Below are 22,348 nucleotides of genomic sequence, written 5' to 3' on the forward strand. Positions count from 1 at the left end.
GCGTCCCTGTTATATTTTGGTCTTAGTCTTCGATTTGGGCCTTGGGGACGGGAACGATGAACTTGCCGCCCCAGTCGCGCACGGCGGCCATCTGTTCCTTGATCTCGTCCTTCAGGTTCCAGGGCAGGATAAGCACGTAATCGGGCCGCGTGTTCAGGATCTCGTTAGGGTCCAGAATCGGGACGCCGACGCCGGGGAAGTAACAGCCCTGTTTGGAAGGAGCGCGGTCCACCGTGTAATCGATGAAGTCGCTGTCCACCCCGCAATAATTCAACAGCGTCACGCCCTTGGCCGGCGCGCCATAGCCGACGATGGTCTTGCCCTGTTTCTTCAGGTCGAGCAGCAGTTCGAGCAGCGCGAATTTCGTTTCCAGAATATCGGCCCGCCACGCGCGATAGGTGGCCGGATTGTCGAGCCCGTATTCCAGCTCTTCATTGCGCATCGCTTCCAGCGAAATTTCGTTCGGACGGGCGGCATCCTTGCGGCACACGAAAAAGCGCACCGATCCGCCATGGGTCGGCAGATTTTCGACCGCGAAGACGCGTAAATCAGCCGCATCGAACAGCCGTTCCGCCGCGATCAGCGAGAGATAGGAGAAATGTTCGTGATAAATCGTGTCGAACTGGCGGCCCTGCATCAGGCGCAGCAAGTGCTGCACTTCGAATGTGGCGACGCCTTCGGGCTTCAGGATCGCGGCAATGCCGCGCACGAAATCATTGATAAAGGGCACATGGGCCAGCACATTATTGGCGGTGACCAGATCGGCCTGCCATCCCCGTGCGGCAAGCGATTTGCCATAGGCCTCGGTCATGAATTCGATATCGACGTCGATGCCCATCCGCCGGGCCATTTCGGCGGGGCCTGCGGTCGGTTCTACCCCGAAACAGGGGATGCCGGCCGCCTTGACATATTGCAGCAGATATCCGTCGTTGCAGGCAACTTCGACCACCTTGCTGTCGGCGGTCAGGCCGAACCGTTCGACAGCCATGTCGACATAGGCCTTCGCATGCGCCAGCCATGTCGTCGAATGGGACGAGAAATAGGTGTAATCGGCGCGGAAAATCGCATCGGCGGGCAGCACATCGCCCGCCTGCGCCAGCCAGCATTGCCCGCAAACCCGCACCGCGAGCGGATAGGTCGCCTCCGGCTCGCCCATGCGGTCTTTGGGGATCATGTCATTGGCGACGGGGCTGTGCCCCAGATCGGCCAGCACGATGTCCAGCGGAGCATCGCAATGGCGGCATTTCGCGCCGCTTGCTGCCGCGGTCGTTACACTGCCCGTGTGCGGATCGCTTTGAACCGCTGCCGCCCCGCCATTGTTCATGTTCCGATCAACCCCCCGGTTCAATTCTGGAAAATTATGCGCCCCGCTACGGGGCGGACTAGCCTGTCGCCGCCTCGCTATTTTCGAAACGCTCGGTAAACCGCTTGTGGATCAGCTTGCGGGCAAGAGGTGCGGGCGCGGCCAGAACGGCCAGCACCCAGCCCGCCACGATCACCCGCTTTTTCAGCGGGTCGAAATTCCTGCGAAAGACCGATCCGATCGCATCGATACCCGCCGTCAGCCGCCCGTCGCCGGGCATCGGATGGCACTCTGGCGTCAGGCGCAGGCTGGCAGCGCGCAGTTGCAGCAAATGGCGGCTGCGACGCAGGCTGTCGGGCCGCGGCAGTTCCACACCCTGCTGCGCGCAAATCACCTCTGCAGTGTGCTGGCGCTTTATCGCCCGCGCCACTTCGCGCGCAAACTTGTCGGGCCGCGTGCCCAGGTTCGAATCGTTCGCGCCGTGCTGGCGATACAAAACCAGCGGTTCGACCACTGTCACCACATCGCCCATCAACGGAGCAAGGGCGAGGCAGGTCGAATCGGTGGCGCTGTCATGCTCTGGCCCGATGGGGAAGAGCTGTTCCAGAAAGCGGCGCGCATAGGCATTGGCCGATCCGGGCGGTGTGGGATATTCGGTCGAACTGCGCGCCCATGCGGTGATCTGCGCCGGTTCGGGGCGAAAGGATAAATCGGGAATGAGATCGCCGAATGGGCGGTCCTCTGCATCGATCAGCTGCATCTGGACCTGCACCTTGGTCACTGCCGGGCCCCATGCGGCGGCGACGGCCGTCGCAAATCCGGGTTCGAGAGCATCGTCAGCGTCGAGGAATACGACCACATCGCCGGTCGATTGCGCGAAGGCCGCATTATTGGCAATGCGCTGCCCTGAATTGTCCTGATAGATCGCGGTGATCGAACCGGCAAAGCTTTCGATGACCTCGCGCGAATTGTCGGTCGATCCGTCATCGACGACGATCACTTCGATATCGGGCCAGTCCATCGCCAGCGCGCTTTCGATCGCGCGGCCCAGAAAACGGTCGTAATTGTAATTGGCGATCAGGATCGAAAAGCGTCTCGGCGAAATGGAATGGCCGGTCTGCGCACGCGGTGCGGCGCGGACATCGTCCGTAAACGCGGTCGATCGCTGCACGGGTTCCGTGTCGGGATGCACTGCCACAAACATGTTTTGCCTGAGCCCCCTTTCTGACCCGCAAAAAAATCGAAACCGGATTGCTGCCCCCAGCTCCGGCATTCAAGCCGCGCGCTGGCCCGATCTCAAGGTCCCATTCGATAGCTACCCCTAAGGGTCACGACCGACTGGCGGGCCACTCCAGCCTTCCTTGTTAAAGGTCGAGTATCCGTAACGGATCGGCGCGACCGCGTAATACATCGCCAAAGGCGCGTATGTTTCCTTTCAACCGTCCGCGCCGGTCGACCAGCGGTTCCGGCCGTATGCTTTTCGCCAGATTCGCCGCGACATTGCGCGCCATCAGCGCCCAGCCATGAACCGCGCCGATCGTGCCCTTGCGGCGAAGATAGACGATATTCGCAACCTGCGAATATCCCAGCTTCAGACCCGACGTGCGGCCTCCGCGCGTGCCCATGTGTATGCCGGTGATGGCATTGGTCCGCAGCATATGGCCGCGACGTGCCAGCTGTTCGGTAAAGTCCACGTCTTCCTGCCAGCCGTATAGCGGCAGGTTTTCGTCGAACGACAAGCCTTCGCATGCGCTCATGCGGAAGGCCATGTTGCAGCCGTACAGCCAGCTGGTTCTTTCATCGGGCCGGGCGGGACGCGGCGCGCCCGCGTCGAGCATCGCCTCGGCCTCTTCATACGAAAGCGCGCCGGTCTGCGCGCCGTCTGCGATCAGCCAGCCGGTCAGGCCGACCAGCTTCGGATCGGCAACAAACAGAGCTTCCAGCCTTTCAAGGAAATCATGCGCGACCACGAAATCATCGTCAAAGAAGACCACCGCATCGGTCTTTCCGCGTAGCAGCGACAAGGCGACATTGCGCTGGCAGCAAAGGCCCTTTTTGGGCGAGACCACCGCATGTTCGGGCGCCATGTCCAGCGCATCCACACCCGCGATATCATCGGGCGATGCGCCGACGACCACGATCCCGTCGGGCAGGCGCGTCTGGTGCTTGAAGCGGTCGACCACCTTGCACAGCACATCGGGCCGCCCGGTGGTGGCAATCGCCACATGGATCCGCATGGTTCAACTTCTCCGCTTGAACGCCCGTCATCGACGGGGCCATCTCGCGCAATCAATACGCCGTGCGCGGGCGATCTGCCATGGCGAACAAGGTCGAACCTCCAAAGGGTTAAACAAAGGGTTAAGACGCGACCCTTTGGAATCGGCATCAGCAGCGGGGCTTATGCCAGTGCCCCCTCGAACCCGGCGGCAAAGCTGTCCCACGTCAGGCTGTCGAGGTAATGCGACAGCATGTCGGCATCTTTTTTAAGCACGCGGTAATGGATCACGCTGTCGATCTGCGCAGCCAGATCGCTGCCATCGGGTTGGTAGCAAGTGATCCACGGGCCCACGCTTTCGCCGATTTCGCGGAACAGCGGCAGATCGGCGCAAAGCAGCGCGGTCGAATGTTCCAGCACCTTTACCGCCATGCCCGAATTCCAGCATACCGTATAAGGCAGCACGATCGCCGCCGACTGCGCGATGATCGTGTCCAATTCATCATGGCCGGGGCGGCGGTCGTCCCAGTCGATGCTGCAACCCGCGTCGCGCGCCTTGTCGATCAGCGTCTGGATCGTCGCGGCATATTCGGGATCATCGCAATGGCCGATGATTTCCAGCGGAGTCGCGATCCGCTGCTCTGCATATAGCGCGAGGAATCGGTCCAGCCCCTTATAGACACGGATGTCGCCGACAAAGCGCAGCGAGGCGCGTGCCGGTGCGGTGGTTGTCGGTGCCGGTGCGTGGGCGCGGAAATGCGGGTGGAACAGGGTCTGGTGGTCGGGGCTTGCCAGTTCGGGGAATCTGGCGGCAAACGCCGCGCGCGAAGAGGCGGAGAGGAAGACATATTGATCGGTCAGCCACGCGCTCAGCTTGCGGTTGATCCGGCGCAGCAGACGCCGGTGCCTGTGCAATTCGTCGACATCATGCACGATTCGCACCACCTGCGCGCCCCGCAGCTTTAGATAGGAGAGTAGCGCAAAGAACATCCCCGTGCGCAGCCACGCCACCGGCAGTGAACGGGTGGTCGAGAAATGATCGGGCCAATGGATGATCACCGCATCATAGGCTGTGCGGAGATATTTGCGGGGTTCGTTATCGTGCACTTGCCAGCCACGCGATTCGAGGCTGTCGGCCAAAAGCCCGGGAAACGGATTCAGGTTCGACATTCCGCGGGACGGAATACTCAATGCTGTTCGATCTTTCAAAGCAAAGACCCCCTTTTCTCAGCATAAGTAAAAGGAATATATAAACTTAATCCTGTCCCGATTGCGCCGCGCGAAAGCAACGCATGGCTTGTTCGCCGACTGGATTTGCCAGATCCCTATTCTGCTTCAGATGCTTTCTTTTTGCCGGTGATTCGCATCATAGCGGATTATTGTGCATTGCGAAATTAACTAACCCTATTGGCAGGAATTAGCCCGATGGGGTTGGCGCAATGCGCCGTCATCTCCCATTCGTGCACCGGGGTGGAGGAGCATCTGGCCGGGCAGTTCAGCAGCCGATTGGCCCGGACAGGCCGTTATCGTCAGCGCGGCGTGACCTGTCCGGCCCTGACCGTCGGGATTAATCCGACTTCACGCCGTCCAATTCTGCGATGATTCACTTATTGTCATGATCCGGCTGATAGTGATGCGCCGCGAATCCATGCCAAAGCTGACCAGAAAGATGATCTGTCCATGACCAAGATTCCCGTCCTTGTGACCGGCGGTGCCGGCTATATCGGCAGCCATGCTGTGCTGGCACTGGTGGATCGCGGCTGGCCGGTGGCGGTGCTGGACGATCTGTCGACCGGCTTTCGCTGGGCCGTGCCCGACGGCGTGCCGTTCTATCAGGGCGACGTGGCCGATGGCGCGCTGGTAAAGCGGATCTTCGACGAACAGGGGATCGGGGCGATCATGCATTTTGCAGGATCGATCGTGGTGCCCGAATCGGTCGAAAACCCGCTGAAATATTACGACAACAACACGGGGAAGAGCCGGAACCTGATCGCTTCCGCGGTCGAGGCAGGGATCCCGCATTTCATCTTCTCGTCCACCGCCAGCGTCTATGGCGAGGCGGAGGCGAAGCCCTTGTCGGAGGACGTGCCGATCGCGCCGTTCAATCCCTACGCCATGTCCAAGGCCATGACCGAGCGTGTGCTGGCCGATACCGCCAAGGCGCATGACATGAATTATTGCGTGCTGCGCTATTTCAACGTGGCGGGCGCCGATCCTGCGGCGCGCAGCGGCCAGTCGGGCGTTGGCTCCACCCATCTGATCAAGGTCGCGCTGGAAGCGGCGCTGGGCAAGCGCAAGGAAGTGGCGGTCTTCGGGCTCGACTATCCGACCCGCGACGGCACGGGTATTCGCGATTACATCCATGTCAGCGATCTGGCCGCCGCCCATGTCCATGCGCTGGAGGCCCTGATTGCCGAGCCTGCCCGCAACCTCACCATGAATGTCGGCTATGCCAGGGGCTTCTCGGTGCTGGAAGTGCTGGACGCGGTGGACCGCGTGGTCGGCACGCCGGTTCCCCGCCGGATGGAAGGGCGACGTGCGGGCGATGTCTCGGCGCTGCTGGCGGATAATTCCAAGCTGCTTGCCACCACGCCATGGCAGCCCGCGTTCGACGATCTGGAACAGATCATCACCGATGCACTACGGTGGGAGACAAAGCTGCAGGCGATGCGCGATGCCGAAAGGGAACGCGAAAACGCCTGATTCGCGCCGTTTTGCGGCGCGGGGCGCGCTTTCCCCGCTTGACTCGTCGGGCTGCGCCCCCTAACGGGCCAGCCTTGATTTTCGCCCGCCCGCGCCCCGTTGGCGTAGCAGGCGGGGCATTCACGCTTTTACCGGATAGATACAATGAAGATTCGCAACAGCCTCAAGTCGCTGAAGGGCCGTCATCGTGACAATCGCGTGATTCGTCGCCGTGGCCGCACCTATGTGATTAATAAGACCAACCGCCGCTTCAAAGCCCGCCAAGGCTGAAGTCGGGCCGTCATTCCGCCTGCGCGGGCTGCGAACGGCCGTCTGCTGCGCTTCCGGTGCTCACGATCTGAAAGATCGCTGCGCGCCGGTTCTCGCAGCCAGCCATTCTCGCTCCGCCCAGACGAAATGCAGACCCAACTTCACGTCGGTCTTCTGCCGCGATGCGTTTGCGACCCGTCCATTGCGTCGTTTTCGACGTTGGGCGGGTTCTGTTTCGTTGGGACATGCGTTGTCTGTTCGGGCAGCTGGTCGACGATGCGGATGCGCTGGATTATGTCCTTGGCCATGTGGTGACCGAGGAATGGCATTTCGAACATGACGCAGGGCGCGACCTTGGCGAGATGGTGGCAGAGCGCAAGCTGCTGTTCCCCGAACATGCCGCGCTGATCGATGCCTATGCCACGCGCTTTGTCGAAACGATTCCCGGCCCCGTACCCGGCTCGCTGGAGCTGGTAGAGCAGCTGGACGATCGCGGCGTGCCGCTGTTCGCCATTACCAATTTCGCCGATTCGTTCTGGAAGCAGTTTCGCCCCACCCAGCCGGTGTTCGACCGGTTCCGCGATATCGTCGTGTCGGGCACCGAGAAACTGGCCAAGCCCGCCCCCGCGATTTTCGATCTGGCCGCCGCGCGGTTCGGTATCGATCCGGCGGGCGCGCTGTTCATCGACGACAATGAAGCGAATATCGCCAGCGCCGAACGTCTGGGCTGGCAGGTCCATCATTTCCACGATGCCCCCGCGCTGCGCGACGATCTGGCGCGGCGGGGATTGATCGCGCGCTGATCTTCGTGCCCCTCTTTCCTGCTGTGCCCGCCCGCGATAAAGCCACCATGGCATGACCCGATTTACCGTCAACGACCGGCCGGTCCAGTTCCTGATGGACCCCGAAACGCCGCTTTTATGGGCGCTGCGCGATGCGGCGAACCTGACGGGCACCAAATATGGCTGCGGCAATGGCGATTGCGGCGCCTGCACTGTGATCATCGACGGAGAGGCGATCCGGTCTTGCCTTGTCAGCATTGCCGAGGTCGAAGGCCGTTTCGTCACCACGATCGAGGCGCTGTCGGGTGACCGTTCGCATCCGCTGCAACAGGCGATGGTGGCCGAAGGGGCGATCCAGTGCGGGTTCTGCACCCCCGGCGTGGTGATGGCGGGGGCGGCGCTGCTGGCGCGCAACCCGCGCGCGGGGCGCGAGGAAATCGCGCAGTCGGTGCGCAATCTGTGCCCGTGCGGCGCGGGTCCGCGCATCATCCGCGCCATCGAACGCGCGGGCCGCGCCATGCGGCGGCGCGAGAATCTGGAAACCCTGCCAGCCCCCGGCATCGATCCGGCAGAGGCGGCGCAAGTGGTGCCCGCGATCAGCGCGGCGACCCCTGCCGATACGGAGGACGAGGAATGAAGGCGACCATCTGGCACAACCCGAAATGCGGCACGTCGCGCAAGACACTGGCGATTCTGGAAGAGGCGCCGGATGTCGATGTCACCGTCATCGAATATCTGAAAAACCCGCCGACGGCGGCCAGGCTGGAGCAGCTGTACAAGGATGCGGGCATCAGTCCGCAACAGGGCCTGCGCCTGCGCGGCACCGATGCGGAAGAGCGGGGCCTGCCCGATGCCGACGATGCGACCGTGCTGGCCGCGATGGCCGCCGAACCCGCGCTGATCGAACGCCCGCTGGTCGAAACCGACAAGGGTGCGCGCCTGTGCCGCCCGCAGGACAAGGTGCACGAGATTCTGTAATCCGCCGTCCTCTGGCCGCGTCGTAACGGTCGGGCGGTTGTCAGCCTGTGTTCAATTCACCGACGCAAACTTGCAATAGAGTCCGGCATTTGCCACGCCTTTGGCAGGACAGATAACAAGCCTCGCGAGGGCGCAGCATTTCATGAATTCTACCGACTTGGCGGATAGCTCCGCGGTTTCCCGTGCGAAACGGCGGATCGGGCACAAGCTTGGACCGTGGGCCGTTTTCTTCAAGGGCTTTGTCCAGCATCCGGTGATGGTCGGTTCGATCATCCCGTCCTCGCGCTTTACGATCAACCGCATGCTGGCCCGCACCGATTGGGACCGCTGCAGGCTGTTCGTCGAATATGGACCCGGCGTCGGCACGTTCTGCCAGCCGGTGCTGGACCGGCTGCGCCCCGATGGCGCGCTGATCGTGATCGATACCAATCCGCTCTATATCGATTATCTGAACCGCACGATCCACGACCCGCGCTTTACCGCCGTGCTGGGATCGGCGGCCGATGTCGAAAAGATCGTCCGCGACCACGGGCATGACGGCGCGGATTATGTGCTGTCGGGCCTGCCCTTTTCAACGCTGCCCGACGGGGTGGGGCCGGCCATCGTCGATGCCACCCACCGCGTGCTGAACAGCGGCGGGGCGTTTCTGGTCTATCAGTTCTCCGCTGCAGCACGCGATTTCATGGCCAAGAGGTTTAATCGGATCGATTCCGATTTCGAACCCTTGAACATCCTGCCGTGCAAGCTGTTCTGGGGGCACAAGGACTAGGCGCCAAAGCCGCGCCCGTCAGGATGGCCCGACCGGCGCCAGTTGCCGCCACGCGGCGGTCAGCACCACGGCGCTGAGGAGCGAGAAGCAGGCCGCCACCACGCTGCCGAACAGGGCGACCGCGATCGCGCCTGCTTCTGCGCCGCCGATTACCGCGACAAGGGCGGCGGGAATGCTGGTGGCGACCAGATAGATCACCGTCGTCGCCAGCATCAGCAGCAGGAAAAACAGCAGCAGGCGCGATGCATTACCCTTTGTCGCCTGCCAGCTGCCGGTGATCGCATCAAAGGGATTGCGCGTGCCGCCCGCCGCCACGATGGGCGATATCAGCATGGTGCGCGCATAGATCCACATCGCGAACGCCAGCGCAGGGATCAGCGCCAGCCCCGCCATCGCCTCTCCGCCGATGGCGGCAAAGGGCATCAGCAGCAGCAACATGCCCAGCCCGACGCCCGCGCCCACCACCAGCTGCGCACCGACCATGGTGGGCAGCGCCTTCAATCCCGCGACCATTGCCTGTTTCACCGTGGGCCGCCCCGCGCCCGCGATCAGCGCGATCACCGCCAGCAGCCCCGCGCCCTGCACGATAAAGCCCAGCAGGATCAGCGGCCACCACACGGCATAGATTTCCAGCAGCGCCTTGCCCGCCGCGTTCCCTTCCAGCCCCGGCGGCGGGGCGGGCAGCATGAAATCGACTGCCAGCTGCGGCAGCAGAAAGAACAGCCCCGCCATCACCAGCAGCACCTGCCGGTTGGCGCGGATCACGTCGACGGCGCTTTTCCATGCGGCATTGGCATCAAAACGCGGTCGAACGGGGCGGGGTGCAGATGGGGGAAGTTGCGCGCTCATAATGCTCTTGATTGGCATGGCATTCGGGTCCACGCAACGCGCATGGCCAGTCTGACCGACAAGAAATCTCCTGCGCTTCCTGCCGATATCGAATGGCGCCGCGAAACCGCGCAGATTCCCTATCGCGAGGCGCTGGCCGCGATGGAGGCGCGCAACCGCGCGATCCACGAAGGGAGCGAGAGCGAGCTGATCTGGCTGCTGGAACACCCGCCCGTCTATACTGCGGGCACCAGCGCGAAGGACGACGACATGCTCGACCCGCGTTTCGATGTGGTCAAGGCGGGGCGCGGCGGGCAGTTCACCTATCACGGGCCGGGCCAGCGCATCGGCTATGTGCTGCTCGACCTGTCGCGCAGGGCACGCGACGTGCGCGGTTTCGTCCATGCGCTGGAAGGCTGGGTGATCGGGGCGCTGCACGATTTCGGCGTGGAAAGTTGGCGGGCCGAAGGGCGGATCGGCATCTGGACCCGCGATATCGACGGGACAGAGGCCAAGATCGGCGCGATCGGCGTGCGCGTGCGCCGGTGGGTCACGATGCACGGATTTTCGGTGAACATCGCGCCAGACCTTTCGCATTTCACCGGCATCGTCCCTTGCGGGATCAGCGAATATGGCGTGACCAGCCTGCAGAAACTGGGCCTGAACATCAGCATGGAGCAATTCGATCAGGCGTTGCTGCGCCACGGGCAGGAATTTCTGGCCGCGCTGGACCGCGCCTGTCCCAGCGACTAGCGATGCACAGCATGACCCGAACGCGAATCATTGTGGCCCTGACCTGCGCCGCCCTGCTGGCTGCTTGCGAGAGCGAGCCCGAGCGGGCTGCGAACGACAGCCGTGACGCGGGCGGAGAGGTTCTGGAAGGCACGATCAGCGACGAGATGATCCAGCTGGACCGGCTGCAATCGCAGGGCGATCCGGAAGAACCGGAAGACGCGGTAGAGGGTTCCGAAGCCACGGAACCGGCGGACGGGGACGTGAACGACGGGGGCGGGGACGGGGCGGCAAGCGCTGTGCCCGACGAAGCCGGACCGGCCGGTACCGACGGCGAAACCGCCACACAGGTAGAGCCCGCCGCCTAATCGCGGCCAGCACCGGCACGGACCCGGCACCGGCAGATATGGACGATACCGACAACCGCACGGGCCGGTTCATCCGGCTTGCCCTGCTGATCGCGGCCAATGGCGTGCTGGCGCTGGGGCCGTGGCTGGTGCGGCTGGCCGATACGGGGCCGGTGGCGGCGGGATTCTGGCGGCTTACGCTGGCACTGCCGCTGGTCGCGCTGCTGGCGTGGAGGGAACCGTCGGGCAGGCCGCCGCTGGGGCGTGCAGGCTTTGCGCTGGTGGTCGGCGCGGGGATATTCTTCGCGCTCGATCTGGCCAGCTGGCATCTGGGGATCGAACGCACACGGCTGGGCAATGCGACCTTGTTCGGCAATGCGGGCAGCGTGATCCTGATCGCATGGGGCCTGATCGCCGCGCGGCAGCGCCCGCGCATGGCCGAAATGGGCGCGGTAACGGCGGCACTGGTCGGTGCGTTCCTGTTGATGGAAGGCTCGCTGCAAATCTCCCACGAAAATCTGGTCGGCGATCTGTTCGCCCTGCTCGCGGGGCTTTTCTATGCCTTCTATCTGCTGATGCTGCGCAGCGTGCGGGCGCGGATGGGGCCGTGGGGCATGCTGGTCATGGTGATCGCATCGGGCGCGCCCGTCGCATTATTCGTGGCGATCGCGCTGGGGGAAACGATCTGGCCGCAGAACTGGACCCCGCTGCTGGTGCTGGCCTTTAGCAGCCAGGTCGTGGGGCAGGGCTTGCTGATCCGCTCGCTGTCATGGTTCAGCCCGGTGGTCATCGGCCTTGCCCTGCTGACGCAGCCCGCGATTTCGGCGCTGGCAGGCTATCTCGCGTTCGGAGAGGTGCTGTCGGTTCAGGACGTGCTGGGCATGGCGCTGATGGGCGCGGCGCTGGCGCTGGCGCGTGCGGCGGAACCGCGCGGCGGCGGCGCGCGACCCTATAAACCGCGGCCCTAGGCCCCGGTTTCAGCCCAGCGCGCGCAGAAAGCGGCGGTGGCGGTCCTGCAATTCGTCCAGATCGGGACCCGACAGGGCGGTTTCTGCCTGCGCCAGCAGCCGGTTCCCTTCATCGCGGATGATGCCGCGCCGCTTGTCGCTGCGCATCGCCTCGGCACAGTTTTCCAGCGCGTCGAACATGCAAAGCGCCGCCTTGCGACTGGTCGCCACTGCCGAGCGCGCCGCGCCGAAACCCGCGCCGACATAGCCCGCAAAGCCGGTCGTCAGCGGGACGATCCGCGCCTCGTCGCGGTTCGTTTCTTCGTCATTGGCCGATTCGCGCAGCACCCGCGTGCCCAGTTCCGCCGTTGCCGCGCCGATCCAGTGCAGCGCGGTCATCGCCGTGAACGGATCGTTGATGCCGGGCGAAAGGGCGCGCAGGGCAATCTCGACCAGCTCGTCCAGCAGGAACCGCAAGTCCTGCGTCGGCGTGCGCAGGCCCGACAGGACGAAGCAGTCGCGCACTTTTCCCGCGATGGCGTCGTCCCCGCCCATATTGGCCAGCCCTGCCAGAGCGCGGGGCGGGTGGATGAAATCGCCCGCCTCGACCAACAGCACGATGCGGCCGTCATGGTTGCGGGCAATATCCTCCAGCCCGTCGAAATCGATAATCTCGATATAGCCGGCGCGTTCGGCGCGGACCCGGGTATCGGTGTCGATATCGGGCGCATCGCCATCGTCCCCCTCACGCGGGAAGCGGCGCCGGATCTGGCGGATGAGGCGCTTGCCGATATCTTCCAGCACCGTGTTGATGCGGATCGAATCGGGCACGTGGTTAAGGAAATAGACCAGCACCCCGATCGACATCAGCATCAGCGCGATGGCGACCAGCAGCGATAATTGCGGCACGAAACCGGGCAGCGCATCGCCGCTTGCGCCAAGGACGGGTGCCTCGTCCTCGCGTCGCACCACGCGCAGCACCATGACCGCATAGACGAAGGTGCCGATGAAGGTGGCGAGCGACAGCTGGTTGCCCTTGTCCTCCATGAAATTGGTCAAAAGGCGGGGGCCATAGGTGCCGCTGGCATAGGATACGGCGACGATGGTGATCGAAAACACCGTGGCGGCAACGCCGATGGTGCTGCCCGCGATGACCTGCAACATGTCGCTGGCACCGCCGGGGCGGGCGGGGACGAGCCAGTCGCTGTTCGCCAGAATATCGGCGGCACGCCCGCGATCGAGCGCGATGGTGCCCAGCGCGAGGAAAAACGCGAGCACCGAGAAGATCGCCGGATAAAACCAGTAGCTGGCGTTGATCCGGCTCCAGATCGAAAGAAGGCGGGCGGTCATCGCATGATGAACGCGCCGCGCCGGTTAAGGGTCCGGCGATTACTTCGTGGTGCCGAATACCGCGGTTTCGCGCAGGCCCGTGCTGTCGATCCGGCCGCGATGCATGCCGGGCGTGTTGAACGCGAATCCGGTGCTGCCATCGGGCGCGGCCACGATCACCCCGCCATCGCCGCCCAGCGCACCGACTTCGCCGATGACATGGTTGGCGGCCTGCTGCGCGGACTCGCCCTTGAAACGCATGCGCGCGCAGATTTCATGCGCGACGCCCAGCCGGATGAAATATTCGCCCGCTCCGGTCGCGGAAACGGCGCAGGCGCGGTCGTCGGCATAGGTGCCCGCGCCGATCACCGGCGAATCGCCCACGCGGCCCCAGCGCTTGCCGGTAAGCCCGCCGGTCGAGGTCGCGGCGGCGACATGGCCGTGCGTATCGACGGCCACCGCACCGACCGTGCCATATTTCAGGTCCGCGTCGAACCAGTCCTCGCCGGATGCGACGCGGTCACGGAATTCCTGCCATTGGCGGCGGCGTTCCTCGGTCGCGAAATAGGCTGGGTCGACCTGTTCCAGCCCCTGTTCCTGCGCGAATATATTCGCGCCGTCGTGTGACAGGAACACATGCGGGCTGTTTTCCATCACTGCCCGCGCGGCAGTGACGGGGTTTTTTGTGGTCAGAATACCCGCGACCGCGCCCGCCATGCGGGTTTCGCCATCCATGATCGCGGCGTCCAGCTCGTTCTTCCCCTCGAACGTAAACACCGCGCCGCGGCCCGCGTTGAACAGCGGATCGTCTTCCAGCACCATCACCGCCGCCTGCACCGCGTCCATCGACGTGCCGCCATCGGCCAGAACCGCGCTGCCGGCTTCCAGCGCCTTGTCCAGCGCGGCGCGATATTCGGCGACCTGCTCGGGCGAATAGCGTTCGGGCGTCAGCACGCCTGCGCCGCCGTGAATGGCCAGCGACCAGCGGGGGGTGTCGGTCATAGTATCCTCTTGTGCATGGGCCGTCGCGGCCCCTTGCGCCGAAAGCAGGGCGGCCAGAATAGCGACGGCCTCGAATATCGGACGCATTACGCCCGCCCCAGATCGCCCTTGCCGATCGTGCCCGACGCCATCTCGATCATCTTGTCGAGGCTTTGCTTCGCCTTCAGCCGAAGGCCTTCCTCGATCTCGATCCGCGGTTCCAGATCGCGCAACGCCAGATAGAGCTTCTCCATCGTGTTGAGCGCCATATAGGGGCAGATATTGCAGTTGCAGTTGCCGTCCGCACCCGGCGCGCCGATGAAATTTTTCTCGGGCAGCGCGGTTTCCATCTGGTGGATGATATGCGGCTCGGTCGCGACGATCAGCGTGTCGCCTTCCATCGTCTTGGCATATTGCAAAATGCCGCTGGTCGACCCGACGTAATCGGCATGATCGACAATGTGCGGCGGGCATTCGGGATGCGCGGCGATGGGCGCGTCGGGGTGCTGTTCCTTCAGCTTCAGAAGCTCGGTCTCGCTGAACGCCTCGTGCACGATGCACACGCCCGGCCACAGCAGCATGTCGCGATCGAACTTGCGGTTCAGATAGCCGCCCAGATGCCGGTCGGGACCGAAGATGATCTTCTGCTCCTTGGGGATCTGCGCAAGGATCGTCTCGGCCGATGAACTGGTCACGATCACGTCGGACAGCGCCTTCACCTCGGTGCTGCAATTGATATAGGTCAGCGCGATGTGATCGGGGTGCGCTTCGCGGAACGCCTTGAACTTTTCGGGCGGGCACGAATCCTCAAGACTGCAACCGGCATCCAGATCGGGCAGCACGACGATTTTTTCGGGGCTGAGGATCTTGGCGGTGTCGGCCATGAATTTCACGCCGCAGAATGCGATCACATCGGCATCGGTCGCGGCGGCCTTTTTCGACAGTTCCAGCGAATCGCCGACGAAATCGGCCAGATCCTGCAATTCCGGCTTCTGGTAATAATGCGCGAGGATCACGGCATTGCGCTCCTTGCGCAGCCGCTCGATCTCGGCACGAAGGTCGAGGCCGGTCAGAGATTCGGGGGGCTGGGCAGTCATCGAAAGGCTCCTAAGCGTAATGCTGGGCCCCAGATGGACTGCCCGCCCCTTCAGTTCAAGCAGATTGGGCGCGGCGTCACAGGGTAAAGCCCGGCGGCAGAAAGGCCGCCATGGGCCGCTCCGCACCCGGCGTGCCGGCCGTATATTGCTCGGTCAGCGCGATGCCATAGTCGGAATAGGCCAGCAGATCGGCCACCAGTTGCATCGCCAGCAGGAAACCGATGCCCCAAAACCATGCCGGATGGACACGGCCCGTTACCATCTTGTCGCGGATCATGCCGATGGCGGGCCAGACCAGCAGGATCAGCAGCATCAGGTGCCACGCATGCGGGATCAGCAAGGGCAGCGGGACAAGCCGCCCCAGCCCCGGCCCCGTCAGGATCGCCATCGCCACCAGCATCAACCGCCTGTGCCAGCCGGAATAGCGCCGCGCCCGCAGCGATGCGATGGCCAGCCCTGCAAAGGCCAGCAAATGGGCGATATTGGAAAACATGAACTGGTTCTTGTCGAAAAAGAACGGCCCGCCGGTGCGCTGCACGACGGTCAGCGACAGTGCGATCCCCACCACCACCATCAGCGGAATCCACGCCATCGCCAGCATGCCCAGCCTGCGGTGCAGCCGGACATTATTACCCGCGATCAGAATATTCTGCGCCAGATACAGCCCGACCCAGCCGAAAAACACGAACGCATGGGCGTGAAAGATCGCGGGCACGGCGAAAGTCGACCGGCCCATCGCAAGGTGAATCGAAAAGCCCGCCACGATCGTAAGCGACATGACGATGGCAAGATAAAGGTAGAAGCGGCGCTCGGCCGTTTCCGCCGATCTGTCCGGCTGACTGGTAAGCGGTGAAGTCGCCATCTGGCCAACCCCTCTCCTTTACGCGACCCGGTGCGGCTTTTACGCCTGTCGGGGCCGAAACGGAAAGATCAGTTGGTCAGATGCCATATGTCGTTGGTGGATTCGGCTTCCCCGCGATTTTGCAGTTCGGTCAGATGCGCCAGCACCGACATGCCCGCTGCGCCGACGAGCCGCGAATCGAGCCCGACATACATCGCCGCGACCATTTCGGTGATCGACTTGGGCCCGCCGTCCAGCAGGCGGCGGATCTGCCGCTCGCGCTGGCGTCGGTGGCCGATCATGCCGCGCACCAGCTGGCGCGGCTTGGTGACCGGCGCGCCATGGGCGGGGTAATAGATGCGGTCCTCCCGCTCGTACAGCAGCTCCATGCTGGCCATATATTGCCCCATGTCGCCATCGGGCGGGATCACCACCGTGGTCGACCAGCCCATCACGTGATCGCCGGTGAACAGGGCCCCCGTTTCCTCCAGCGCAAAGCACAGATGGTTCGACGTATGGCCGGGAGTGGCAATAGCGGTCAGGGTCCAGCCGTCGCCCGCCAGTTGCTCGCCGTCGTGCAGCACGCGGTCGGGCGTATAGCTGGGGTCGAACGGGGCGTCGCCGCGCGGGCCGATGCTTTCCAGATTGAGCGCCGCGCAGCCGATGACCGGCGCGCCGGTACGGGCCTTTAGCGGGGCGGCGGCGGGCGAATGGTCGCGGTGGGTGTGCGTGCAGCAGATCGCCGCCACGCGTCTGTCACCGATGGCTGCGACCAGCGCGTCGATATGCGCCGCCTCGTCCGGACCGGGATCGATCACGGCGACATCGCTGCCACTGCCGACCAGATAGGTCTGCGTGCCGTGCAGCGTAAAGGCACTGGGATTATCGGCCAGCACGCGGCGGACCAGCGGTTCCAGCGCGATCGCGGCGCCGACGGGCGGGGCGGGTTCGGTCTGTGTTGCCATGCGGGCGATATGGGGGCGCGGTGCGCGACTGTCGAGCGGCCAGTCGAGCGGGCCCTAGCTCTGCACGGACGCCGCACCGCAGGCGCTGCATCCCGGGTCCTTCATCACGCGTATCGTGCGCAATGCAGGTTTCAGCCCGTCGAACAGTTGCAATTGCCCGAATTGCGGATCGCCCAGCGCCGAAACACCGGCAACCGCGATCCGCACGGCCATCATCGCGCCCATGCTGCCCGCCATGCCGGTAAAGGCACCCAGCACACCATCGGCGGCGCATGTGTCGCAATCCTCTGCATCGAAGGCATCGCCGACCCAGCAGCGATAGCAGGGCTGATCGGGCAGATGCCCCGCAAAATTGGCCATTTGCGCCTGAAACCGCCCCACGGCGGCGCTGGTCAGCGGCTTGCCCAGCCGGACACAGGCGTCCGACACGGCCAGCCGCGTTGCGAAATTATCGCAGCCGTCGAGGATCTGTCCCGCATCGCCCAAGAGGCGGGCGGCATTGCCGCCATCGATGCGCGCGCGGACCGGCGTTACCTGCAAGGCGGGATCGAAGCGTCGCACCCATGCGGCGGCGGCTTCGGCCTTGGGCTGGCCCAGATCGCTTTCGGTAAAGATCGTCTGGCGCTGCAGATTGCTCGGCTCGACCAGATCGTCGTCGATGATGGTGATGCGTCCGAATCCCGCAGCGGCCAGATACTGGATGGCGGGCGAACCGATCCCGCCCGCGCCGATCACCGCGATATGCGCCGCCGCCAGCGCCGCCTGACCCGCGCCGCCCAGTTCGGGCAGCACGATATGGCGGGCGAATCGGTCGAGGCGGCCCGGATCGGTGACCGAATAGGCCGGATCGGTAACCGAACAGGGCGGTATTTCGTGCGAAGGCGCGTCCATGGCATGCCCTTGCATCCGCCGCGCGCGAAGGGCAAGTGCCGCCCGCACGGGGCGATCGTCGCAATGTGCGGCAATCCTTGACGATTCGCCCTGCCGTCGCTATGCGGCCGCTTTCCGTGGAACCGGCCCCGTTGGGGGCGGCGATTCCGTGCGGATTTCATTTACGGATTTTCGGGCTGCTCGGGCTTTCGGGCTCACAGCCGCCAACCGGTCTTGAACCAATAGCGGGCTGCCCGTCAGCCGAGAAGGAATATACGAATGGCCAATACGCCGCAGGCGCGCAAGCGCATCCGCCGCAACGAGCGGCGCGCCGAAGTGAACGGTAACCGCATCAGCCGCATCCGCAGCTTTGTGAAGAAGGTCGAGCTGGCCATTGCCAGCGGCGACAAGGCAGCAGCCACCACCGCCCTCGCCAGCGCACAGCCCGAGCTGGCCCGCGGCGTGGCGCGCGGCGTGCTTCACAAGAACACTGCTTCGCGCAAGATGAGCCGGCTGACCAAGCGCGTCGCCGCTCTCTGATCGCCACTCCCTGATCGGGGTGCGTCGATTCGCCCGCTTCCCTGCCCGCGCCGCGCAATGCGTGGTGCGTCAAGGAAATCGGGCTGAGTCGCGAAGCTTTCATATTCTGCAATTCGCCAAGGGGTGATTCGGACCGAATCGGTCCCATCCGCGCAGCGAAATTGCCGCCGAAGGGCCGGAGATGTTATCTCCGGCCTTTTGCGTTGCGCTGCCGCAAAGCGGGTGGAAATTTGCTGCATTGCACAATTTCACGGTTAATCCACGATTCGGACGTGGCCGGACAGTGCTTCGCGTGTAAAAAACCGCGCATTTCAGCCGTTTAAATCAGAAGCGTAGCGTTTCTGCGGTATTGCACGAGTCAACTGGCTTTATTTCAGATTTTTTACCTGTCCACCCTTGCCGCTTTGCCCTCCACAGCCTTAGAAACTGACTCGCCGGTCAATTCATGGGCGGCACCACTAGACAACGCAGATTCATCTTCCTGCCGTTAGGGGGCGGCAGAGGACTGTTGAGCCGTGCCGGTTTCAAAGGCATGGTACCGGAATCGATTTGATGATCGTTTCGGTTCGGCGTTTTCTTAAGGGTGCACCCTATAGTGACCGGCTTGAGGTATCGGGCGTAAAGTACAGGGTTCGAAGTCGGGATCGGAGCAATATGGTCATGGGACGAACGGGGGCAGGTCCGCTGGCGAGCGGTATCACCGCTCAGCAAAATCCGGGATCCAAACAGATGGGTCAGAACAAGGCGGTGCGCGGGCCAATGGATAGTGAAGTGAATAATCTGATGGCTGAAGAAGAGCGTGAGGCCCTGGCGGCGGACTGGTCGGACATTTGCGTGGGTCTGCGCAAGGATCTGGGCCAGCAGCTGTATGGCCAGTGGATTCGCCCGATCGAGCTGGGCAATTTCTGCCGCGAGACGGGGACGCTCGACCTTTACCTTCCCACCGAATTTTCGGCCAATTGGGTCAACGACCGGTTTTCGGACCGCTTGTCGCTGGCGTGGAAGATTGCGCGCAGCGAAGTGCGCAATGTGCGCATTTCGGTCCATCCCGGCCGCCGCAAGCTGCCCGAACTGCATGTCGGCCCTGCCGCCGCGAACGATCACACCCCCGCGCCGACCAATCCCGCCGATGCGATCGCAGAACTGGGCAGCGCAGGGCTGGATCCCACGCTGACCTTCGCCAGCTTCGTCACCGGCGAAGGCAATGTGCTGGCCTATAATGCCGCGCAGCGCATGGCCGCATCCGAAGCGCCGCAATTCTCGCCCCTCTACCTCAAGGCCGCGACGGGGCAGGGCAAGACGCATCTGCTCCACGCCATCGGCCACCAGTTCGCTGCTGCGAAACCGGGCAGCCGCATCTTCTATTGCTCGGCCGAGCGTTTCATGGTCGAGTTCGTGCAGGCCCTGCGCCAGAACCAGATGATCGAATTCAAATCGCGCCTGCGCGGTTTCGACATGCTGCTGGTTGACGATATCCAGTTCATCATCGGCAAGGCATCGGCGCAGGAAGAGCTGCTTTATACGATCGACGCGCTGCTGGCCGAAGGCAAGCGGCTAGGCTTTGCCGCCGACCGCGCGCCGCAAGCGCTGGACGGGGTGGAACCGCGCCTGTTGTCGCGCCTGTCGATGGGTCTGGTCGCCGATATTCAGGCTGCCGATATCGACCTGCGCCGCAAGATCCTTGAACATCGCCTCACGCGGTTCACGTCGAACGATGTGCCCGACGATGTGATCGAATTCCTTGCCCGCACGATCAGCCGCAACGTCCGCGAACTGGTGGGCGGCCTCAACAAGCTGATCGCCTATGCGCAGCTGACGGGGCAACCGGTGTCACTGAACCTTGCCGAGGAACAGCTGACCGACATCTTGTCGGCCAACCGCCGCCGCATCACCATTGACGAGATTCAGCGCACAGTCTGCCAGTTCTACCGGCTCGACCGCAGCGAGATGGCGTCGAAGCGCCGTGCCCGCGCCGTGGTGCGTCCGCGTCAGGTGGCGATGTATCTGGCCAAAGTGCTGACCCCGCGCAGCTATCCCGAAATCGGGCGCAAGTTCGGCGGGCGCGACCATTCGACCGTGATCCATGCCGTCCGCCTGATCGAGGATTTGCGCACGCGCGATGCCGATATGGACGGCGATGTGCGCAGCCTGCTGCGTCAGCTGGAAAGCTGAACCCGCCAGTTGCACGAATGACGGGGGCGGTGCTCGCAATCGGCGGGTGCCGCCCCTATTTCATGTGCCTTATGCCTTTGTCCGCCCATGCCTGAACTTCCCGAAGTCGAAACCACGATCCGCGGCCTTGCCGGTTTTCTGGAAGGCGAGACGATCGCGCGTATTGCGGTCAACCGCCCCGATCTGCGCCGCCCGTTCCCGCCCGAACTGGTGCAGGTGATGACGGGCGCGGTGGTGACGCATCTGTCGCGCCGCGCGAAATACGGGCTGATCCATCTGGATCGGGATCAGACCGCGATCTTCCATCTGGGGATGAGCGGCCGCTGGCGGATCGACCCCGCCGAAATCGGCAAGCACGATCATCTGGTGCTGGAAACGGGGGCCGGACATGTTCTTGCCCTGAACGATGCGCGGCGTTTCGGCTCGGTCGATCTGGTCGCGGGCGATCCGCTGACGGCATTCGCCCCCTTTGCCGCCATGGGCCCCGAACCGCTCGGCCCCGATTTTACCCCCGCCTATCTGAAGGCTGCGCTGGCGGGCAAGGTTCCGGCGATCAAGCTGGCCCTGCTGGACCAGCGGATCGTGGCAGGCCTGGGCAATATCTATGTGTGCGAGGCGCTGCACCGCGCCGGTATCCGCCCCGACAAGCCCGCAGGCCGCGTGTCTCTGCCCAAGCTCAGGCTGCTGGTCCCCGCGATCCGCGATGTGCTGGGCGAATCGATCGCGGCAGGCGGATCGTCGATGCGCGATTATGCGCGGCCCGATGGCGAGCTGGGCTATTTCGCGGCCAGCTGGCGCGTTTACGGGCGCGAGGGGCAGCCATGCCATTGCGGCGGCACGGTCGAGCGATTCGTGCAGGGCGGGCGATCCACGTTCTGGTGCCGCCAATGCCAGCGCTGAATCGCACCGCTTTTCCTTTGCCCCGGGCAGATTAGGCCCTAAACCGCCCGCCATGACGGATATCAGCCCCAAAACCGCCTCTTTCGGCTATGAGGAAATCCCCGAAGACGAAAAAATCGCCCGCGTCGGCGCGGTGTTTTCGGGAGTGGCCAAAAAATACGACATCATGAACGATGCCATGTCGGGCGGCATGCACCGGTTGTGGAAGGACCGTTTCGTGCGCCGCGTCAAACCGCGCGGCGGCGAACGTATTCTCGATATGGCGGGCGGCACCGGCGACATCGCGTTTCGCATGGCCGATTCGGGCGCGGAAATTACCGTGTCCGACATTAATCAGGACATGCTGGACGTCGGCCTCGAACGCGCGGTGAAGCGGGGCCTTAATGATTTCGTCTGGTCGTGCCAGAATGCCGAGGCGCTGTCGTTTCCGGATCGCAGTTTCGATGCCTATACGATCGCCTTCGGCATTCGCAACGTCACCCATATCGACCGCGCTTTGGCCGAGGCGTGTCGCGTGCTGAAACATGGCGGGCGATTCTTTTGCCTTGAATTTTCGACCACCGAATGGCCGGGTTTCAAGGAAATCTACGATCAATATTCGCACAGGCTCGTGCCCCAGATCGGCAAGATGATCGCAGGGGACGAGGACAGCTATCGCTATCTGATCGAATCGATCCGCCGCTTTCCGACCATGCCCGAATTTGAACGCATGATCCGCGAAGCGGGTTTCGTGCAGACGAAGGTAGAGCCGATCATGGGCGGGCTGGTCGCGATCCATTCGGGCTGGAAGATTTAAGAAG

The 22,348-nt window shown here is 63.6% G+C and carries 24 protein-coding genes; 13 read left to right on the forward strand and 11 right to left on the reverse strand.

What is annotated here, in order from left to right:
* Nucleotides 1-22: 22 nt before the first annotated feature.
* From LOZ77_RS14355 to LOZ77_RS14370, 4 genes are all read right to left on the reverse strand, one after another.
* Complete coding sequence (locus LOZ77_RS14355; protein WP_230279678.1) at nucleotides 23-1,324, reverse strand: class I SAM-dependent methyltransferase; 1,302 nt, start codon at nucleotides 1,322-1,324, stop codon at nucleotides 23-25.
* A 58-nt stretch (nucleotides 1,325-1,382) separates the two neighbouring features.
* The gene (locus LOZ77_RS14360; RefSeq protein WP_230279679.1) at nucleotides 1,383-2,501 is read right to left on the reverse strand and encodes a glycosyltransferase family A protein; all 1,119 of its coding nucleotides are present in this window, start codon (nucleotides 2,499-2,501) and stop codon (nucleotides 1,383-1,385) included.
* 166 nt (nucleotides 2,502-2,667) lie between these two features.
* Entirely contained in the window at nucleotides 2,668-3,540 is an 873-nt protein-coding gene (locus LOZ77_RS14365) for a glycosyltransferase family 2 protein (RefSeq protein ID WP_230279680.1), read from the reverse strand.
* Between the two features lie 161 nt (nucleotides 3,541-3,701).
* Nucleotides 3,702-4,688, reverse strand: coding sequence for a hypothetical protein (locus tag LOZ77_RS14370; protein WP_230279681.1), 987 nt, complete (start codon nucleotides 4,686-4,688; stop codon nucleotides 3,702-3,704).
* Nucleotides 4,689-5,198: 510 nt separating this feature from the next.
* Between LOZ77_RS14370 and galE the strand changes: the two genes are divergently transcribed.
* The 6 genes from galE (at nucleotide 5,199) to LOZ77_RS14400 (ending at nucleotide 8,999) form a co-directional block, all read left to right on the forward strand.
* Entirely contained in the window at nucleotides 5,199-6,221 is a 1,023-nt protein-coding gene (galE, locus tag LOZ77_RS14375; protein ID WP_230279682.1) for a UDP-glucose 4-epimerase GalE, read from the forward strand.
* Between the two features lie 144 nt (nucleotides 6,222-6,365).
* Entirely contained in the window at nucleotides 6,366-6,491 is a 126-nt protein-coding gene (ykgO, locus tag LOZ77_RS14380; RefSeq protein WP_004210176.1) for a type B 50S ribosomal protein L36, read from the forward strand.
* A gap of 224 nt (nucleotides 6,492-6,715) precedes the next feature.
* Nucleotides 6,716-7,273, forward strand: a complete 558-nt coding sequence (locus tag LOZ77_RS14385) for an HAD-IA family hydrolase (RefSeq protein ID WP_230279683.1) — start codon at nucleotides 6,716-6,718, stop codon at nucleotides 7,271-7,273.
* Between the two features lie 52 nt (nucleotides 7,274-7,325).
* Nucleotides 7,326-7,889: a (2Fe-2S)-binding protein gene (locus LOZ77_RS14390; protein ID WP_230279684.1), complete on the forward strand. Its 564-nt coding sequence runs from the start codon at nucleotides 7,326-7,328 to the stop codon at nucleotides 7,887-7,889.
* Nucleotides 7,886-8,230, forward strand: coding sequence for an arsenate reductase (glutaredoxin) (gene arsC / locus LOZ77_RS14395; protein WP_230279685.1), 345 nt, complete (start codon nucleotides 7,886-7,888; stop codon nucleotides 8,228-8,230). Before LOZ77_RS14390 ends, arsC begins: the two co-directional genes overlap by 4 nt.
* 142 nt (nucleotides 8,231-8,372) lie before the next feature.
* On the forward strand, nucleotides 8,373-8,999 hold the full coding sequence (locus LOZ77_RS14400; protein ID WP_230279686.1) for a class I SAM-dependent methyltransferase: 627 nt from the start codon (nucleotides 8,373-8,375) through the stop codon (nucleotides 8,997-8,999).
* An 18-nt stretch (nucleotides 9,000-9,017) separates the two neighbouring features.
* Here the strand turns inward: LOZ77_RS14400 and LOZ77_RS14405 are convergent, their stop codons facing one another.
* On the reverse strand, nucleotides 9,018-9,848 hold the full coding sequence (locus tag LOZ77_RS14405; protein WP_230279687.1) for a hypothetical protein: 831 nt from the start codon (nucleotides 9,846-9,848) through the stop codon (nucleotides 9,018-9,020).
* A gap of 42 nt (nucleotides 9,849-9,890) precedes the next feature.
* Between LOZ77_RS14405 and lipB the strand changes: the two genes are divergently transcribed.
* Genes lipB through LOZ77_RS14420 form a run of 3 tightly spaced genes read left to right on the forward strand, consistent with a single transcriptional unit; the run spans nucleotide 9,891 to nucleotide 11,874 of the window.
* The gene (lipB, locus tag LOZ77_RS14410) at nucleotides 9,891-10,580 is read left to right on the forward strand and encodes a lipoyl(octanoyl) transferase LipB (protein ID WP_230279688.1); all 690 of its coding nucleotides are present in this window, start codon (nucleotides 9,891-9,893) and stop codon (nucleotides 10,578-10,580) included.
* Nucleotides 10,581-10,591: 11 nt separating this feature from the next.
* Nucleotides 10,592-10,927: a hypothetical protein gene (locus LOZ77_RS14415; protein ID WP_230279689.1), complete on the forward strand. Its 336-nt coding sequence runs from the start codon at nucleotides 10,592-10,594 to the stop codon at nucleotides 10,925-10,927.
* Nucleotides 10,928-10,965: 38 nt separating this feature from the next.
* Entirely contained in the window at nucleotides 10,966-11,874 is a 909-nt protein-coding gene (locus LOZ77_RS14420) for a DMT family transporter (protein ID WP_230279690.1), read from the forward strand.
* Nucleotides 11,875-11,883: 9 nt separating this feature from the next.
* Here the strand turns inward: LOZ77_RS14420 and LOZ77_RS14425 are convergent, their stop codons facing one another.
* The 6 genes from LOZ77_RS14425 to LOZ77_RS14450 form a co-directional block, all read right to left on the reverse strand.
* Nucleotides 11,884-13,203, reverse strand: coding sequence for a DUF2254 domain-containing protein (locus LOZ77_RS14425; protein ID WP_230279691.1), 1,320 nt, complete (start codon nucleotides 13,201-13,203; stop codon nucleotides 11,884-11,886).
* Nucleotides 13,204-13,242: 39 nt separating this feature from the next.
* Nucleotides 13,243-14,271, reverse strand: coding sequence for an isoaspartyl peptidase/L-asparaginase family protein (locus tag LOZ77_RS14430; protein WP_370638018.1), 1,029 nt, complete (start codon nucleotides 14,269-14,271; stop codon nucleotides 13,243-13,245).
* Nucleotides 14,271-15,260 carry a quinolinate synthase NadA gene (gene nadA / locus LOZ77_RS14435; RefSeq protein WP_230279692.1) on the reverse strand — a complete coding sequence of 330 codons (990 nt, stop codon included), beginning with the start codon at nucleotides 15,258-15,260 and terminating at the stop codon, nucleotides 14,271-14,273. Before nadA ends, LOZ77_RS14430 begins: the two co-directional genes overlap by 1 nt.
* 76 nt (nucleotides 15,261-15,336) lie before the next feature.
* The gene (locus tag LOZ77_RS14440) at nucleotides 15,337-16,122 is read right to left on the reverse strand and encodes a hypothetical protein (protein WP_230279693.1); all 786 of its coding nucleotides are present in this window, start codon (nucleotides 16,120-16,122) and stop codon (nucleotides 15,337-15,339) included.
* Between the two features lie 68 nt (nucleotides 16,123-16,190).
* Nucleotides 16,191-17,066 carry an MBL fold metallo-hydrolase gene (locus LOZ77_RS14445; protein WP_230279694.1) on the reverse strand — a complete coding sequence of 292 codons (876 nt, stop codon included), beginning with the start codon at nucleotides 17,064-17,066 and terminating at the stop codon, nucleotides 16,191-16,193.
* Between the two features lie 54 nt (nucleotides 17,067-17,120).
* On the reverse strand, nucleotides 17,121-17,957 hold the full coding sequence (locus LOZ77_RS14450; RefSeq protein WP_230279695.1) for a HesA/MoeB/ThiF family protein: 837 nt from the start codon (nucleotides 17,955-17,957) through the stop codon (nucleotides 17,121-17,123).
* Nucleotides 17,958-18,215: 258 nt separating this feature from the next.
* Between LOZ77_RS14450 and rpsT the strand changes: the two genes are divergently transcribed.
* From rpsT to LOZ77_RS14470, 4 genes are all read left to right on the forward strand, one after another.
* Entirely contained in the window at nucleotides 18,216-18,476 is a 261-nt protein-coding gene (rpsT, locus tag LOZ77_RS14455) for a 30S ribosomal protein S20 (protein WP_230279696.1), read from the forward strand.
* A gap of 759 nt (nucleotides 18,477-19,235) precedes the next feature.
* Entirely contained in the window at nucleotides 19,236-20,648 is a 1,413-nt protein-coding gene (gene dnaA, locus LOZ77_RS14460) for a chromosomal replication initiator protein DnaA (RefSeq protein ID WP_230292190.1), read from the forward strand.
* An 87-nt stretch (nucleotides 20,649-20,735) separates the two neighbouring features.
* Entirely contained in the window at nucleotides 20,736-21,548 is an 813-nt protein-coding gene (gene mutM / locus LOZ77_RS14465) for a bifunctional DNA-formamidopyrimidine glycosylase/DNA-(apurinic or apyrimidinic site) lyase (protein ID WP_230279698.1), read from the forward strand.
* Nucleotides 21,549-21,600: 52 nt separating this feature from the next.
* A complete protein-coding gene (locus LOZ77_RS14470; protein WP_230279699.1) occupies nucleotides 21,601-22,344 on the forward strand; it encodes a class I SAM-dependent methyltransferase in 744 nt (247 codons plus the stop codon).
* Nucleotides 22,345-22,348: the final 4 nt, after the last annotated feature.

The sequence above is a fragment of the Croceicoccus sp. Ery15 genome, from assembly GCF_020985305.1.
In the GTDB taxonomy this organism is placed as follows: Bacteria; Pseudomonadota; Alphaproteobacteria; order Sphingomonadales; family Sphingomonadaceae; genus Croceicoccus.